The organism is Thiomicrorhabdus immobilis (assembly GCF_021654855.1).
GTDB lineage: Bacteria > Pseudomonadota > Gammaproteobacteria > Thiomicrospirales > Thiomicrospiraceae > Thiomicrorhabdus > Thiomicrorhabdus immobilis.
The window spans coordinates 945,119-962,655 of the sequence record NZ_AP024202.1; the positions used below are offsets into that span (position 1 = coordinate 945,119).

The 17,537-nt window shown below is 43.2% G+C and carries 15 protein-coding genes; 9 read left to right on the forward strand and 6 right to left on the reverse strand.

The window, feature by feature from the left end; translation table 11 throughout:
- Positions 1–2 precede the first annotated feature (2 nt).
- From L6421_RS04165 to L6421_RS04180, 4 genes are all read right to left on the reverse strand, one after another.
- Complete coding sequence (locus L6421_RS04165) at positions 3–2,246, reverse strand: TonB-dependent receptor (protein ID WP_237263878.1); 2,244 nt, start codon at positions 2,244–2,246, stop codon at positions 3–5.
- 324 nt (positions 2,247–2,570) lie between these two features.
- Positions 2,571–3,869 (reverse strand): hypothetical protein, encoded by a 1,299-nt coding sequence (locus tag L6421_RS04170; protein ID WP_237263880.1) that lies wholly within the window; start codon positions 3,867–3,869, stop codon positions 2,571–2,573.
- A 9-nt stretch (positions 3,870–3,878) separates the two neighbouring features.
- Positions 3,879–5,261 (reverse strand): midas domain-containing protein, encoded by a 1,383-nt coding sequence (locus L6421_RS04175; protein WP_237263882.1) that lies wholly within the window; start codon positions 5,259–5,261, stop codon positions 3,879–3,881.
- A gap of 121 nt (positions 5,262–5,382) precedes the next feature.
- A complete protein-coding gene (locus L6421_RS04180) occupies positions 5,383–6,024 on the reverse strand; it encodes an RluA family pseudouridine synthase (protein ID WP_237263884.1) in 642 nt (213 codons plus the stop codon).
- Between the two features lie 91 nt (positions 6,025–6,115).
- Between L6421_RS04180 and L6421_RS04185 the strand changes: the two genes are divergently transcribed.
- Positions 6,116–6,598, forward strand: coding sequence for a low molecular weight protein-tyrosine-phosphatase (locus L6421_RS04185; RefSeq protein WP_237263886.1), 483 nt, complete (start codon positions 6,116–6,118; stop codon positions 6,596–6,598).
- An 81-nt stretch (positions 6,599–6,679) separates the two neighbouring features.
- Here the strand turns inward: L6421_RS04185 and rne are convergent, their stop codons facing one another.
- Positions 6,680–9,382, reverse strand: coding sequence for a ribonuclease E (rne, locus tag L6421_RS04190; RefSeq protein ID WP_237263887.1), 2,703 nt, complete (start codon positions 9,380–9,382; stop codon positions 6,680–6,682).
- Positions 9,383–10,177: 795 nt separating this feature from the next.
- Here rne and L6421_RS04195 point away from each other — a divergent pair.
- Positions 10,178–11,122, forward strand: coding sequence for an RluA family pseudouridine synthase (locus tag L6421_RS04195; protein ID WP_237263889.1), 945 nt, complete (start codon positions 10,178–10,180; stop codon positions 11,120–11,122).
- A gap of 90 nt (positions 11,123–11,212) precedes the next feature.
- A complete protein-coding gene (locus tag L6421_RS04200) occupies positions 11,213–11,851 on the forward strand; it encodes an HAD-IA family hydrolase (protein WP_237263891.1) in 639 nt (212 codons plus the stop codon).
- Positions 11,852–11,938: 87 nt separating this feature from the next.
- Here the strand turns inward: L6421_RS04200 and L6421_RS04205 are convergent, their stop codons facing one another.
- A complete protein-coding gene (locus tag L6421_RS04205; RefSeq protein ID WP_237263893.1) occupies positions 11,939–12,556 on the reverse strand; it encodes a Maf family protein in 618 nt (205 codons plus the stop codon).
- Positions 12,557–12,760: 204 nt separating this feature from the next.
- Here L6421_RS04205 and L6421_RS04210 point away from each other — a divergent pair, with 204 nt between their 5' ends.
- From L6421_RS04210 to fabG, 6 genes are all read left to right on the forward strand, one after another.
- Complete coding sequence (locus L6421_RS04210; protein ID WP_237263895.1) at positions 12,761–13,300, forward strand: YceD family protein; 540 nt, start codon at positions 12,761–12,763, stop codon at positions 13,298–13,300.
- A 30-nt stretch (positions 13,301–13,330) separates the two neighbouring features.
- Positions 13,331–13,507 carry a 50S ribosomal protein L32 gene (rpmF, locus tag L6421_RS04215; RefSeq protein ID WP_040725588.1) on the forward strand — a complete coding sequence of 59 codons (177 nt, stop codon included), beginning with the start codon at positions 13,331–13,333 and terminating at the stop codon, positions 13,505–13,507.
- A gap of 6 nt (positions 13,508–13,513) precedes the next feature.
- Positions 13,514–14,554: a phosphate acyltransferase PlsX gene (gene plsX, locus L6421_RS04220; protein WP_237263897.1), complete on the forward strand. Its 1,041-nt coding sequence runs from the start codon at positions 13,514–13,516 to the stop codon at positions 14,552–14,554.
- A gap of 94 nt (positions 14,555–14,648) precedes the next feature.
- A complete protein-coding gene (locus L6421_RS04225; RefSeq protein WP_311195294.1) occupies positions 14,649–15,626 on the forward strand; it encodes a beta-ketoacyl-ACP synthase III in 978 nt (325 codons plus the stop codon).
- Positions 15,627–15,687: 61 nt separating this feature from the next.
- A complete protein-coding gene (gene fabD, locus L6421_RS04230; protein WP_237263899.1) occupies positions 15,688–16,611 on the forward strand; it encodes an ACP S-malonyltransferase in 924 nt (307 codons plus the stop codon).
- A gap of 104 nt (positions 16,612–16,715) precedes the next feature.
- Positions 16,716–17,456 (forward strand): 3-oxoacyl-ACP reductase FabG, encoded by a 741-nt coding sequence (gene fabG, locus L6421_RS04235; RefSeq protein WP_237263901.1) that lies wholly within the window; start codon positions 16,716–16,718, stop codon positions 17,454–17,456.
- Positions 17,457–17,537 lie beyond the last annotated feature (81 nt).

The window sequence follows — 17,537 nt, forward strand, 5'->3', positions numbered from 1 at the left end:
CCTTAGAATTTAACTTTTAAACCAGCCATCCAAACACGACCTGGATCAACGTTGATGGAAAGGTCTTCTTGGTTATAAACACCATCCTGGTTGCTGTCGTAGGTACCACGTACAATCGAATAGAATTGGTCATCAAGTACGTTATCCACTTTCAGGAAGAAACTTAAATCAGAAGGCCTACCGCCTACGACTTTAGCTTTGGTTTTGTATTCCAATCCCAGGTTAAATAGTGTGCGTGCTGGCATTTTCTCTTGGTTGATTTCATCGGCATAGCTTTCACCACGGTAGTCCACTTCTGCATTGAGAGTGAGGTGGTTTGTGGCATACCAGTTGGTACGGAAGTTCGCGCTATGGGTTGGGGTTCTTGGAACATAATTGCCGCTGTTGTCATAGTGCTGGAAATAGACTTCTTTGGTTGGGTCTGTCATTGCAGATAATGAATTTAAAACCGTACCGTACGGATTTCCTAAAGCAAGGTAAAAATCCTCATAACTACCGAATTTACTCACAAGATAGGTGTAGGCAAAGTCGAATGAAAGGTCATGTTTCTTTTCGGTTTGCAGAGCCAGCTCTAAGCCATAGCTGGTGGTTTGTCCGATGTTTTCATAAAGTTCTTCAATATCATATTGGTTGGTGACATTGCTGTTTACGTACTGCCCGATACTGCTGGTAATAAAATCACTGCGGTCAATATAGAAAGCAGAGGTATTCATCTTGGTCTGCCAGCCCAAAAGGTTGACTGAATTACGTAAACCTAGTTCAAAGTTGTAGGTGGTTTCAGGTTTTAGGTTGTCATTGGTGGCCATTTGTTCAAGGGTAGGCGCACGAAAACCGGTTGAGACAGAGCTATATAGTGAGCTACTTTCACTGAGGTCATAATCACCGCCTAGACGGAAAGAGTGCATGTTAAAAGTGTCGCTCGATGTTGTATCTGTAAGTCTATCTAAACCGTCCATATCGATTTGGTCAAAACGGTAGTTCACCGTGATGTCCAAATCAGAATTTACCGCAAGTTTGGCTTCAGTGTATGCGGCTTTGGTGATTTCTTCGCGATACGAATCGGATTTAATCGTGCCAGCCGTAATGGTGCTGCCGAATTTGAAGGTACGATAGTCTTCTTTTACTGTTGTCACTTCATCAAACGTGTTCTTTTTGAATTCAAGCCCGCCCATTAAGGCCCAGTTACCGAATGAGTCACGTGTTTCGAGTTTTAATCCGCGTTGAATCTGGTGGTAATCATTTAGGTTTTGATACATATCCACTTGATCGTCACCCACTGTTGCACCCGTGCCATCGTATTTGATAGGCGCTGACCAAAAGTCGGTAATGTCTTCATATTGATAAACAATCGCTTGAAAATTTCCTGTATCGGAAAAATCTTTTGAGTAAGTGAGGTTTAAGCGGGATAAGTCGACATTGAACATGCGAGTATAACCTCGTCCTTCAAGTTCGCCTTCAGGGTCGGTTTCCGCAGCGGTAACACCTGTCACAGAGCCATCTCGATCACGGAATCGGTCTGCCTTCTCAAAACCGAATGTGAAATCACTACTGTCATCCATGTAATACTGAAAATTTCCAGAGAGACTTTTTGAGTCACGTTGAGATAAGGCATAGTAACCGTCGTTATGTCTGTCTGAATACTGGATATGGCCAGCGAATTCGTCTTCGGCTAGACCAAGTTTGAGTTGTTTACGAGTATAGCCGTAGCTTCCTGTATCCAGTTCCAAGGTTGCTCCCGCGTTATCTGCACCACGTTTAGTGGTAATAATGACTGCACCAGCCAAAGCGTCTTCACCAAATAGGTAAGACGCTCCGCCTTTCACGATACGAATAGATTCAATATTATCTAGATCGATATTGACCTTTCCGGTACGTTCAAACACAGGGACGCCATCGATGACAATCGCTACTCCTGGCTTTTCACCCATATAACGTTGGTTATCAATACCACGAATCTTGATTTTAATACCATCGCCTTCACCGGCTAAATCAGCGGTAATACCAGGTACACTGCGGAGTACTTCAATGATATTGGTTGCATGTTTTGCTTCGACCGCTTCTCCGCTGATAAGCATGGTGCTTGAAGGATTGTTTGTATCACTTTCAAAACGGTCTTCAATTGTGGAACTGGTCACTTGGATGGCATCAAGGCTAGTTGATTCGGCATGGCTTATATGGGCATGGGAAGCAAATAACGTAGCGAATAGAAGCACTGAAGGTTTGGGTTTGAAAGGGAGGTTATGCATTGAGAAATCCTTGGTTTTCATTTAGCCGAGGATTCTAATGATTTAAGGAAATTCAAACAATGCGACAAATTGTCGCACATGGAGGTTTTGCTAGAGTTTATAAGGGCTTATGGGAGAGGGGGGTACCATCAATAACGGTTTTATATCGAGTGGATAGCAAACTCTGTTCATTAGAACGGATTGGATTTCGGAAAAGGTTTAAACGATTAAATATTAAAGTAGGAGTGAAATCGCTTCACTGGTATTCGGTTTTGAAACCATGACCCGAGAGCCATCTTGGATTAGACGCTCTGCGGTAATGGTTTTATTGAACTTGTCTGACAATCATTTAGCTTTATAGCTATAAGGCGCCGCTTCTTTAGGGGCTTCGGTATATCTTTTGATAACCTGTTGCATTTCGAGCATCTGCTTTTGCAACTGTTGCTGCTGGTTTTGTAGGTTTTTCAGTTCATTTAGGATGGTTTTTGAACTCTCAGTCGTATTCAAGTTTAAGTTGGTTTTAACACCTAAACGGGCTTGAATCGCTTGTAAGGTTTTCTCTTGTTTTTTGATCAGCCAGCTGATGTCATTGAGTTTTTTGACCTGGAATTCTGTCAAACCTGAAGCCGTCGGGGACTTTTGAACTTGAGCCTGTATGGTTTGTTGTTGTGTTAATACCTTCTCAACTAAGGCTTTCAGCTCAGCAAATTCTTCACTAGATACTTGCGCTGTATTTGTATTGTTATGCAAATCCTTCAAGCCGTCATTGTGAAGACTCTCTTCCTTCATTGGACGGTCATGGTTTGTCTCGGTGGAGTGAGAGTTTGCAATGACTGAGTGCGCTTTGGTTTGAGAGTCGGTTGTTTGACTATCGGTATGATGCAGCATTTCTTCCTTATCATTTTTAACGTGAAGACCATCTGTTACCGGCATCTCATGATCGGCGATCAAGGCGGCGGTCTCTGGATGTACGCTATTATGAGCATCGCTGTGGCTATCTGGCTCGCTGGCTTTTTCGGTTGCTACGGTTTCATCGGTATGCAAGTCAGACCCTTCTGGATGAATACTGACAGCGGTTTTGGCGTTCATATCATTAAGACTGGCAATGCGTTGAGTCATTGTTTCGATTACCGAGGCTAATTCATCCACTTTTAAGGTGATTTTCTTATTTAATAACGTGTTTTCGGTGGCAATGATATCCAGAACTTCACCTTTGAATTGGGCTTGTTCTTTTTGCATGGCATAAAGTAAATAACCCATTGCACCCAGCGCAATGAAGCTGAATACAATTGATGTGATGAGCATAATGGAAAAACTGCTTTTCGCAGACTGAAAATCTTTGGCGGCATTACGAACCGATTGGCGCCAATTGAAGTTTGAATCATTAAGTTCGATGGTTTGCGCTTTAAGCAGTTCAGCTTGTTTTATGGATGCTTGAGCCGCTTGATGGCTTTGAGTTGAGGCTTCTTGAGCGGTTTTTGCCGCTTCTAATGCAAGAAGGCTCGCTTCGCTGGAAGCTTTGTTGTTCGCTTCCTGGATCTGTTGGTTTTGATTCGATGTATTTTTAATAGTCGACTCTAACGCTTGAGTTGATTCCTCAAGCTGTTCGACTTCTTGTAATAGATCATCAACAATATCGCTCATAGATTTTGCCTATTCCGCTTTCATTTCTTTAATGCGAGCTTTAATACTCTCATTGACTGTTTTAAGGTGGGTATTCTTCTCTTTAATTTGAGTAAGCAGCTCGGCAATCTCAGCACTACTTTGCGTCATATTAATATTTGATAGATCAACGCTGTATCCCGCTTTTTTGGCCGCTTCAAAAGCTCGTTCGGCAGCGGAAAAAGTAGACTCTATTGCCTGTTGAGTGCGTTCTGCAGATTCCTGAGCTTGTTTTGAAGTCGCCAAGGCTAAAAGGGTGGCTTCTTGCGCCGTCTGTTTAACTTCTTGAGCAATAGCTTGAATTGATTGATCGATTTCAATCGCTTCTTCCATGTTCGCTACAGATTCACCTGTTTGTTGAATGAGTTCTAAGTCTTCATCGGCTAGGTCTTCAGCAATACTGTCGATATCATCATGATTGATCTCTCCAGTGGTCTCCGCTGTCAAATCGTTGATTGACTCATCTTCTGAAATCCCTGATTCAGGCATATCTGAAAAATCATCCAAGTCTATCTCTTCATTGATTTCGCTGTCATCAATATTGACTTCATCTGAAGCAGAAAGCGCATCCAGGTCGATATCTTCGATAGCGTCAATGTCTTCAAGATTCTCTAGACTTGGTTCATCGCTGCTGTTTTCTGAATCCAAACTGGTATCTGCCGAATCGTTTTCAGAGATATCATCTAGATCGATGTCATCCAAGTCAACGTCATCTATTCCGTCATCCATTGTGTCCATTGTAATATCATCAATGTCTATATCGGTATCATCAATAGCATCAGCCGATGTAGAGCTTTCTTCAGTGTCGTCACTCAATGCGTCTAGGTCGATATCTTCCAAATCTTCTAAACCGTCTAAGTCATCGATGTCGAGGGCTGATAAATCATCGATATCCATAGCATCTTCTTCCGAAGATACTTCAGCCTCGTCAGGTATTTCAATATCATCCATACCTTCAAGCATTTTTTCTAAATCTTCAATATCCGTGTTTGAGTCATCTTTGGCTTCAGAATGCATATCAGGGTCTTTAATCTCGACTTCGGCTTCGACTTCAGTGTTGGCTTCAGCCATGAATGCGTCGATGTCATCAAGTTCATCCATATCATCCAGGTCAATACCCTCTAAATCCATGTCATTCAAGTCGTCAGTTTCAGCGGTATCACTGCTGTCGCTGGTTGGCGTTGATTCAATGTCTTGGGTCTCAATCTCATTGTCATCGTCGCTAGGTAAGTCTTCCAACGCGCTTAATAGCGCATCTGCATCCAGGTCTTCCAAGTCATCTAAAGAGCTACTGGTGTCATCATTTAAATCGCCCATCATAGACAACATTTCTTGGGTGGCTTTGTCATCTTTTTCTAAATCAATCTCTGACATGGCTACTATTCCTATCCGCTAAAGAGTGTTCAAAATTGAGGTATTGAAGCTTATTGTTTGTATAAAATATAGTAACTTTAAGCATATAACATGCCATTTTGCCCGAGATATTCAAGTTTATTTAAAAGTCAGCAGGGCAATCAAATGTTAGTGATTGGTTGGTGATAGGGTGTATAAAACTTAAGAATTTAGCGTGCAACATCAATCGATTGGATTGGCGTAAACTATCGGAATCCGCATAAAGGTTGTCTCCTAAAATAGGGTGGCCAAGTGATTTCATATGTAATCTGAGTTGATGCGAACGACCGGTGACGGGCGAGAGTTCTACTAAAAAAGAATCCACGTATTGTTCAAGCACTTTCCAATGCGTTAAAGCGCCTTTACCTTGTTTGAAGTCAATCATTTGTAACGGTCGACGTTCCCAGTCGCAACGCATAGGCAAGTTTATATAACCGCTTTCAAGGCTAGGTTTACCGGCACAGACCGCATAGTAACGCTTCTTGGTTTGGCGCTCCTGGAATTGGCGGCTAAGGTGGCGGTGGACTTCAGCAGAACGTGCGACGACCATTAAGCCAGAGGTGTCCATGTCCAGACGGTGCACGATTTTTGCATCGGGAAAATCGGTCATTAGATGGGATAGCAAACATTCTTGTTTGTCAGGGCCGCGGCCAGGTACGGAAAGTAGCCCGCTGGGTTTATTGGCCACAATTAAATGTGCGTCCGCGTAGATAATCCAGTTGGAATCAAATTGAAATTGGGTCATGGGCAAAGGATGCATTTTTTGTGGAGGCCTTGTAAACTAATGGGCCTATTTTAAACGAATGTTGATATTAAAAAGTAAAGGTTTAAGTTCAATGAATAAAGTTTCTGTACTGTTTGTTTGTCTTGGCAATATTTGCCGTTCTCCAACTGCACATGCGGTGTTTAGAAAAATGGTACAAGACCAAGGTTTGCAAGATTTGATTGCTATCGATTCGGCAGGCACAGCGGCTTATCATATTGGCAAACATCCTGATACACGTTCGATGCAGACGGCACGTAATCGTGGTATTGAGATGTTGGATTTAAGGGCACGTAAGGTCGATTTTGGCGATTTTTATGAATATGATTATATTCTGGCGATGGATGAAGAGAATTATCACAACTTGCTCGATTTAGCCCTGCCAGAACATAAAGAGAAAATTCAGATGTTTTTGGACTATACCAATGATTATGAAGAGTCGGAGGTGCCAGATCCTTATTATGGCGGGGCTCAAGGTTTTGAGCATGTGTTTGATTTGGTGGAGTCAGCTTCGGAAGGGCTTTTAAACCATATCAAGATAACCCACTTGAGTTAAAGGGTTAACTGAAGGTCAATCTCAATTCCATCCATAAAAAAAGCACCTTTCGGTGCTTTTTTGTTTTAGAGCGTATCAAGGTTAATCTTGAGTCGACTCTGATGGCGTATTGGAAGACTTGGAACTAGATTTTCTTCTAGCACCTTGTGGACGAGGACGGCGTGAACGTCTTCTTGGTCTAGGTTTCTCTTCATTATCCGTATTTTCTGCTGTGGCAGTCTCTTCGTTGCTTTCAACAACCGTTTCAGTTGGGCTGTTTTCAGTAACGCCTTCAGAAACACCTTCAGAAACACCTTCTGAGGTAGCGGTTTCGCTTTCAATATTTTGCTCGCTTGCCGCGGTCGGCGCAACCTCTTGAACGGCTACTTCAACCACGGTTTCAGAGATTGTTTCTTGGGCAACAACGGCTTCAACTTCACTCTGTTGAGTTTCGGCCACAGTCACTTCTGTTGACGACTCTGCTTGAGGTGCGTTTTCAATCACAGGTTGCGACGGAGTAACCACTTCATTGCCTTCTGGCGTTGTTGATGCCGTGACCGAATCAGAAGCGACTTCCGTTGCTTGCACAGTTCCAGGAGCCGGTGATTCGATTGACATCTCTTCAGCACCCGCTGGAGCACGTCTACGGCTGTTGTAGCTGCGGCTATTGTAACGACTACGGCGTTGACCCGCATTGCGGCGGCCTTTGGTTTCTTTCTCTTGATTTGCAGATGCTTCAGGAGTTGTTGATTCCGCTTGCTTGTCTGCATTTTGCTCAAGATTCTGTTCGTTATTCAAAGCCACATTGGTTTGCGCTTCTTCATTAACATTTGCAGTTTCATCACGATCACGACGATTACGGTTGTTACGTCTTGGCTTACGTGTTTTCTCTTGAGGTTGCGTATTTGGCTGGTTAGCTGATTCGGCCTCTGGAGCACGGTTGTTACGGTTCTCATTACGAGAGTCGTCGTTACGGTTACGGTTTCTTCCGCGAGCATTACGGTTGTCGTTACGCGCTTCACCATTACGTCCTTCGTTGTTACGGCGACGATTATTGTTGTTGCGGTTACGGTTGTTGCTACGAGCGCGAGGTTTTACCTCTTCTTCCGGTTCTGTTTTACCAAATAAAGAGTTCCAAACACGTGCAAACAACCCAGGCTTTTGCTCACCACTCGGTTGAGCGGCAGGAGTTGATGCCGGAGGAGGGGCTGTTGGCTGAAGATTTTGTACAGCAGGCTCTTCTTTTGGCGCAATTTTAGCAGGTTCGGCATTTTGCTCCATTTCTGGAGTCATGACTTCTTTGATCTCATAACTAGCGCTTTGAGGAGCTTCTTCACCGATACGGGTACGTTCCATAATGTACTGCGGGGTTTCTAAATGTTCATTTGGAACAATTAAAATGTGCAGGTTATGACGGTCTTCAATTTTAATGAGCTGATTACGTTTCTCATTCAACAGGAAGGTCGCGACATCTACCGGTAGTTGCACCGTTACACGGCGCGTATTCTCTTTCATGCTCTCTTCTTCAAGAAGGCGTAGCAGAGATAGGCCTAAAGATTCAACACCTCGAATAACCCCTACACCGTGACAGCGTGGGCATACGATTTGAGTGGATTCTTCAATTGAAGGGCGAAGTCGTTGACGAGACATCTCTAAAAGACCAAAACGTGAAATCTTGCCGATTTGAACTCGAGCGCGATCAGTTTTAACCGCGTCACGAATTTTGTTTTCGACTTCACGCTGGTGACGGTTTGAATGCATATCGATGAAGTCGATAACCACTAAGCCGCCTAAGTCACGTAAGCGCAGTTGACGTGCAATCTCACATGCAGCTTCCATGTTGGTGTTGAAAGCGGTATCTTCAATATCGGAACCTTTGGTGGCGCGACTTGAGTTGATGTCGATTGCAGTTAACGCTTCAGTGATATCAATGACGATTGAACCGCCGGAAGGCAGGGTCACTTCACGCTGATAGGCCGATTCGATTTGTGATTCGATTTGGAAACGGGTAAACAGCGGAATGGTATCTTGATACGGTTTTACCTTGTAAACCTGTTGTGGCATAACATGTTGGATGAACTCGCGTGCCTTATGGTAAACCTCCATATTATCGATGATGATTTCACCGATATCTTGACGAAGGTAATCACGAATCGCCAGGATAACTATGTCCGATTCTTGGTGGATTAAGAAAGGTGCTTCCTTTTCTTTGGAAGCGGCTTGAATCGCATCCCAAAGCTGGATGAGGTAGTTAACCCCCCATTGGAGTTCTTCTGTGTTTTTGCCAACACCTGCGGTACGGATAATTAAACCCATGCCTTCCGGGGTTTCTAAATCACGTAAAGTATCACGAATATCTGTACGCTCATCACCTTCGATACGGCGAGAGATTCCCCCCGCTTTAGGGTTGTTTGGCATCATCACAACATAAGGGCCAGCCAGTGTGATTTGGGTGGTTAAAGCCGCACCTTTATTGCCACGTTCTTCTTTTTGAACCTGGACAATGACTTCTTGGCCTTCTTTAAGGACATCTTTGATGGTTGGGCGCCCAGAACCAGGCTGTTTTTCAGGAAAGTATTCTTCAGCAACTTCTTTAAAAGGTAGAAAGCCGTGGCGCTCTGCGCCGTAATCAACAAATGCGGCTTCTAAGCTAGGCTCTATGCGTGTGATTTTACCTTTATAGACGTTGGCTTTTTTCTTTTGGTGGTGTGGCGTTTCCACATCCAGATCGTAGAGGGTTTGACCGTCTACTAGGGCAATGCGAGTCTCTTCTGCTTGAGTCGCATTAATGAGCATTCTTTTCATGCTTTTCTCTTTATGGTTAAGCTGGGCAATACATTGTATTACATAGACGAATGCAGACGAGAGCCTTGTTACCAGGCCTGGTGAAAGCTGTTAGGCAGGTTGTTACTACAAAAAGTTTAAGTAGGGTTAGACGTTTTATGGGCTTCTTTGCCGAGTCTAACAAAGGGTTTTACAATTTATCTTTGTGTGAATGCCGTATTGCATTGCACTAAATCATCTCTTTTTGTGTAACACTGTTATCGAGCAAAGCGGGGTTTTGTTTTTTGTCTTTATTACCGTTTGCTCTAGCCATCAGGAGTGTTTTTATTCCTGTTTAACTATACTTTCAGCCTGTTTTTTCTCGTATCGCTTACAAAGTGTCTTATGGCTTTGTAGTTCATGTTCAGTCTTTATGGCTGAAAGAAGCTAATTAAGGCACTGCACTTGTAAGTGTTGCGGGTACTTCAGTTTAATTGAGATTTTGTCTGCTTAAACTAGGTAGGTACTGGCTGTGTATCGTCTTATATTTAAGATGTATGGCTCAGAGTTTTTAATCAAGTCAATAGTGGGTTCAATCGAGGTTTACTCTTATAAATCCACTATTGGTTAAAAATTCTTGCACTTAATCGTGTGCTACGAGTACATCGCTTATAAAAATAAGCTCGGCAAATATATCACTCATTTTATGGCTATGCAATGACAAGTTTGTTATATGCGGTTAAACTGTGCGCCAATTAGGTAAAGTTTTAAAATAACAGGCAAAACAGAGACCTACTTCGGGTTTTGATTTTGTTTTATATAGAGTGTTTGTAAAAGATGAGTGCAAAAGTACAGTTAGTAGATGTAGGAACCGAAGATGCTGGTCAGCGCTTAGATAATTTCTTGATGCGCCATTTGCGAAAAGCGCCTAAAACACTCATTTACCGTATTATTCGCAAGGGTGAAGTACGTGTCAATAAAGGGCGTGCTAAAGCAAATACTCGATTGGAAGCGGGCGATGTGGTGCGTATTCCTCCGGTAACGGTGCCGGATAAGGTGGAAATTAATGATTCTGATATCCCTGTCGCTCAACTCAAGCGTATCGAAGAGAGTATTCTTTACGAAGATAATGATTTAATGGTGGTAAACAAACCTTCTGGCGTAGCGGTTCACGGTGGTGGCGGAATCCAGTGGGGTTTGATTGAAGTTGTCAGGGTGCTAAGACCTTTGGCTAAACGACTGGAATTGGTTCATCGTATTGACCGGGACACCTCGGGATGCCTGCTGATTGCCAAAAAGGCTTCGGTGTTGAAACATTTGCATGCACAAATTCGAGCGGATCAGTTTGATAAGCGTTATTTGGCGATTGTTATGGGGCAATGGCCTAAAAACGTGCAAAAAGTCGACTTACCTTTAAGAAAAGACCATCTGCCTGATGGTGGTTGGCATGTGAATGTGGCCAAAGATGGCAAGCAAGCGATTAGCTATTTTAAAGTGGTTCAGCATTTGAAAGGTGCGGATTTGGTTTCGGTCAAGCTTAAAACCGGTAGAACCCATCAGATTAGGGTCCATGCTCTGGCGAATGGTTGTGCTTTGATGGGGGATGATAAGTACGGCGATAGGGAGGTGAATAAAAAATACCGACCGCTTGGGATGAAACGTTTGGCGTTACATGCACAGTTTTTAGGTTTTACCCATCCTGTGACCGAAGAGAAAATGTTATTCGAAGCGCCTTTGTGGCCGGATTTTAAAAAGATTATTCAAACGTTAAGTTTGCCTTAGTCTAGTTTGACCTAAGTGATGAAATAGATGGATTTGAGAAGAGATAATATGCAAGAGATAAATAAGAGTAGTGCTGCAAGGTATAGGGCCGTGATTTTTGATTGGGATGGTACCCTGATGAATTCTGAGGCACGTATTGTCGATGCGATCCAAACTGCGGCTAGGGAAACGGGGTTGCCGGTACTTTCATATCATGATTCCAAACAGATTATCGGTTTGAGCCTTGAGAATGCCATCTTGGGTTTGTATCCGGACTTGAATCAATCTCAGGTTGTGGCTATGTCAGAGGCGTATACCCAGTGCTTTTTGGAAGAGAGTAATGTGGATATGGTGCCTTTTGATGGTGCCGAGGCTTTGTTGCTGAATCTCAAACAGCAGGGGCTTAAGTTGGCAATTGCAACAGGTAAAAGTCGTAAAGGTTTGAATGCCGTTTTAGCTGAAACTGGCTTTGGAGTCTATTTTGATATGACTCGCACACCGGTTGAATCGGCTTCAAAGCCTGATCCTTTGATGCTCACGCAGATTCTAGAGGAATTTGGCTTAAAAGTGTCAGAAGCAGTGATGATTGGTGATACCACTTTTGATATGGAGATGGCGCAAAATATTGATATGGATCGAGTCGCTTTAAGTCATGGTGTGCATCAAACAGAGGTGCTTCAGTCTTTTAATCCTAAAGCGACCTTGGATTCATTGAATGAGCTTAATATGTGGTTAATGAACCATATTTAAGAATCATATTTAATATAAAGAGAAACGCATTCAGTTTTGAAAGTCCCAAAGCGACCAGGCCTGGTCGCTTTATTGAATTTGGTCTGTTCAGTTGTTTAGGATAGGTAACGCATAACCCATTTCATAAAAAATATCGGTTAATGCCATTAAAGGCAAACCGATTAACGCATTGGGGTCGCGGCTTTCTATCTTGTTGAATAGGGTTACGCCCAAATCTTCGGATTTAAAGCTTCCAGCACAGTTGAACGGTTCTTCAATAGTGAGGTAGTTGTGGATTACGTCATTAGACAGCTCTCTGAAAAACACTTTGGTGGTATCCAGATATTGATAATGTTTACCTGAAGAGGTGTTCAATACAACCAGGCCTGTATAAAAGGTAATGGCCTGGTTGCTGAATTGTTTGAGTTGGTTGACGGCGTTTTCGAATGTATGCGGCTTGCCAATTGGTTGGTTGTCAAATACGGCACATTGATCCGACGTAATAATAATGTGTGCAGGATACTTCTCTTTAAACACCTCTGCCTTGGCATTAGCCAGTCTTAACACCATCTCAGCGGGCATTTCATCTTTGAAAGGTGTTTCATCGATGTCTGGCGCATCTTGGATAAAGTTCAAGTGAAGTTTATCGAGTAAATTTTTCCTAAAAGGAGAGGTTGATCCCAATACAATAGGGGGAAGTCTGTTTATGGTTTGCGCTGTAGTCATGGTCCGCTCGATTGTTGGGTGTTGAAATGCTTGTAAGGTCTTCGTGTTAACAGATTGTTTTTGTTATAGAAAAATATATTGATATTTTTCTTTTTTGGTTTAAGTCGAGTAACTTGCTTAAGCGTTTAAAAAATATGCGTTTTTTTAACTTTTTTAATGAGTTTTTTTTGACTTCAAGAGGCTATGCGAGTATGATTCGCGCCTATGTTTAATAAGCTACCTGATTTAATTGACCCTATTTACTCGGTAAATCATAATAAACGATTTAATGGACGAGTCAACCAAAGCCGCTTAAAACGCGTGGTTGAAGTGGTTAATGAAGCCGATCGCGAGGTCGATGTTCAGATAGAGTTTTTCTATGATAAAGTACTCAGGTTTCCTGCCTTTATCATGAAAATACAAACCAGTTTAAATTTGCAATGTCAGCGTTCTTTGAAAGCATTTGACTTGCCTGTAGACACTGAAGTAAAAGGTGTATTTACAGAAACGCTGGCATTAACACAAGATTTACCAACGGATGTTGAAGTTTACGAGCTTGATGGTGAAAAAATCTCACTACATGAGTTAGTAGAAGAAGAGTTGTTGTTATGTGTGCCATTGGCACCCGTTGATAACAGCAGTTCTGCGCCGGATTATGATGGTGCTTCAAATCAAACAAACGTTGCAAATCAGCAGGGGCAAATCAATGACGAGGCGCCCCAAAAGCCGAACCCTTTTGCAGCTTTGCAAGGGTTAAAAAAATAGATTTAAAGATTATAAACTTAGGAGATTGCCATGGCAGTTCAAAAAAGTCGTAAAACACCTTCAAGACGTGGTATGCGTCGTTCACATGATGCACTTGGTGCACCAACTCTAACTGTAGATGAAACTACAGGTGAAGTACACCGTCGTCACCACGTAACGGCTGATGGTTACTATAAAGGTAAAAAAGTAGTTCAAGATAAGGCGTAATTTATCTTGGCTATTACTATTGCCATCGATGCTATGGGTGGTGACCACGGTTTAACGGTCACTGTCCCGGCATCAATCGATGCACTCAACTCTTTCTCAGACATTCACATTGTTTTAGTTGGTCAGGAATCTCTAATTCAGGCCGAACTTGCCAAACATCAGTACGACTCTTCACGAATCACCGTTCAACATGCCGATCAAGTTGTTGAGATGGACGATTTACCGTCAAAAGCGTTAAGAAATAAACGTCAATCTTCGATGCGTATCGCCCTTAATTTGGTTAAGGATGATGAGGCTCAGGCTTGTGTCAGCGCAGGGAATACCGGTGCTTTAATGGCGGTTGCCAAGTTTGTTTTGAAAACCATTCCGGGTATCGATCGTCCTGCGATTTGTACGTCGATGCCGACTATGAAAGGGCATGTTCATGTCTTGGATTTGGGCGCGAATGTAGGCTGTACCGGTGAAAACCTGATGCAGTTCGCTTTAATGGGTTCAGTATTGACTAAGGCTGTTGATGATAACCCACATCCACGTGTCGGGCTGTTAAACATTGGTGAAGAAGAGATCAAGGGTCATCAGCGCATCAAAGATGCGCATAAGTTGCTTAACGGTACTTCAATCAACTACATCGGTTATGTAGAAGGTGATGATATCTATAAAGGCGATACCGATGTGGTGGCTTGTGATGGGTTTGACGGAAATATCGCTTTAAAAGCCAGTGAAGGTGTCGCTAAAATGATTTCTTTCTATTTGAAGGAAGCCTTTACCAAGAACTTATTTACTAAGTTCGTTGCGTTGATGGCCTATCCTGTATTGAAGTCATTTAAGAGCAAAGTCGATCCTAGAAAATATAATGGCGCCTCTCTTCTTGGTTTGCGTAAAATTGTGATTAAAAGTCATGGTGGCGCTGATCAATTCTCATTTTTTAATGCTATCTCAGAGGCGCGTTTAGAAGTCATTAAAAACGTACCTGATTTAATTTCAGCAGAAGTTTCAGTGTTGTTGCAAAAGCAATCTGAAGAGAATGAATCTAAAGAAACCGCCTAGATACAAGCTTGAATAAGCTTGTTTTGGTGGTTTAGGTTCGCGTTTTGTTGTAAGGTAAGCAGTCCATTTAGACTGCCAAGCAGATAAGAAAATTATGAATCAAAAAATCTACAGCCGTATTATTGGTACGGGCGGGTACTTACCAGAAAAAATCCTTACGAATTCAGACTTAGAAAAAATGGTCGACACTAGTGATGAGTGGATTCGTGAGCGTACCGGTATTCAACAGCGTCATATCGCTGCTGATGGCCAAACAACCTGTGATTTAGCCGAAGTGGCTTCACAGCGAGCGATTGAAATGGCGGGAATCGATGCCAACTCGATTGACTTGATTATCGTCGCAACCACCACTCCAGACAAGACCTTTCCAAGCACGGCATGTTTATTGCAACAGCGCCTAGATATACACGGCTGTCCTGCATTTGACATCCAGGCGGTTTGTTCAGGGTTTTTGTATGCATTAAGTGTCGCTGACCAATTCGTTAAAACGGGTATGGCCAAACGTGCTTTGGTGGTGGGTTCTGAAACCTTGTCGAGAATCACCGACTGGTCAGACCGTAATACTTGTGTGCTGTTTGGTGACGGCGCTGGTGCGGTATTATTGGAAGCTTCTGAACAACCAGGTATCTTATCGACCCATATCCATGCCGACGGTCAGTATGAAGAGTTGCTTCATGTCCCATCGGGTGTTTCTAAACTCCCTTCAACGGATTCTGTGGCAGAACGTTCAATGCAGATGAAAGGTAATGAGGTCTTCAAGATGGCGGTCAATACTTTGAGCCGCATCGCTAAGGAAACCTTGGAAGAGAATGGTCTGGAAAAAGAGGATATCGATTGGCTTGTTCCTCACCAGGCCAACCTAAGAATTATTATGGGTACCGCTAAAAAGTTGAAACTGACCGAAGAGCAAACGGTGATTACGGTGCACAAGCATGCCAATACATCCAGTGCTTCGGTTCCTTTGGCTTTGGATGAGGCGGTTCGTGATGGTCGTATTCAGCGCGGTCAAACATTGTTGCTAGAAGCGTTCGGTGGTGGATTTACCTGGGGTTCAGCCCTAATCAAATATTAGGCTCATCTTGGAAGTAAAAGATAAGTAGAGTTAAGTTACGAAATTTACAGGAATTGAAAATATGTCATATGCGTTTGTTTTTCCCGGTCAAGGATCCCAATCTGTTGGAATGCTGGCTGAGTTAGCAGAATCCCATCCACAAGTTCAAGAAGTCTTTTCCGAAGCTTCTGATGCTTTAGGTTACGATCTTTGGGATGTGGTTCAGAATGATGCCGACGGTAAACTAAATCAAACGGATGTGACTCAGCCAGCGATGCTGGCTTCAGGTATCGCTGTATATCGTACTTTAGCGGCAACTAAGCCGCTTGCTCCCTCGTTTATGACAGGGCACTCTTTGGGTGAATACACGGCGCTTGTAGCGAGTGGTTGTATGACCTTGGCGCAAGGTGTCGCTTTGGTTGCACAGCGTGGTAAGTTTATGCAATCGGCCGTTCCGGCAGGACAGGGTGCGATGGCAGCTGTTTTAGGTTTGGAAGATGCGCAAGTGGTTGCGGTTTGTGAGCAAGCTGAAGGTGTGGTTGAGGCGGTTAACTTCAACTCGCCAGGTCAGGTGGTTATTGCCGGTAACAAAGCGGCGGTGGATGCGGCAATGGAATTGGCGACAGAAGCCGGTGCTTCACGTGTGGTTCCTTTGCCGGTAAGTGTACCTTCACACTGTTCTCTAATGAAGCCTGCGGCAGACCAGTTGGCAGAGACTTTAGCGACGATGGAACTTTCCATGCCTTCTGTGCCGGTGTTGCATAACGTGAATTTCAAGCAAGCCCAGTCAGTGGATGAAATCAAAGAATTACTGGTTCAACAGCTATATCGTCCTGTTCAGTGGGTTGAGACGGTCAATGCGATGAAGGCTCAAGGCGTTGATTCTTTATATGAATTAGGCCCGGGTAAAGTGTTGATGGGACTGAATCGTCGTATAGACCGTAAGATGGGTATGCAAGCGGTATTCGATAACGCTTCTTTAGAAAAAGCACTAGCAAGTTTGTAAACTTGTTTATAGAATGATTTATTCGCAAATCTTTAAAATTCGTTTAAACCCGCTTTTAATTCGTTATTGATTCTTAAAAGCGTGCATCAGACAAGGTGGAAAAAATGTTAACAGGAAAAGTGGCTTTTGTAACAGGTGCAAGCCGAGGAATCGGTAAAGCCATTGCATTGGATTTGGCGGCACAAGGTGCTACTGTAATTGGTACAGCAACCTCTGATAAAGGTGCTGAAGCCATTTCAGCTTATTTGGCTGAAGCGGGTGCAAAAGGTGCGGGTAGATGCCTGAATGTAACGGATGCGGATGCCATCACAGATGTGTTGGCAGATGTCACCAAAGAGTTTGGTGTACCAACGATTCTAGTCAACAACGCGGGTATTACACGCGATAACCTATTGATGCGTATGAAAGATGAAGAGTGGGATGATATTATGCAGACCAACTTAACTTCCGTTTTCCGTATGAGTAAAGCCTGTTTGCGTGGCATGATGAAAGCTAAAGGCGGACGTATCATCAATATCGCTTCGGTTGTTGGTGTGATGGGGAATGCAGGACAAACCAACTATGCCGCGGCAAAAGCGGGAATTATCGGTTTCAGTAAATCTTTGGCTCGTGAAGTCGGTGCCCGTAACATTACAGTGAATACGATTGCGCCAGGTTTTATCGACACCGATATGACAAAAGCGCTGCCGGAAGAGCAGCGTGCGGCTTTAACGACTCAAATCCCATTGCAGAGCTTAGGTCAGCCGGAAGATATTGCCAAGGCGGTGACTTTCCTTGCTGGAGATGGTGGTGCTTATATTACTGGCCAAACCTTAAATGTGAATGGCGGGATGTATATGGTGTAACCATTTTAAAATGGTTATAAATCATAGGGTTATTTATTTTATAAAATTTATTGATGGATAGAACTTCGCTAAAAGCACAAT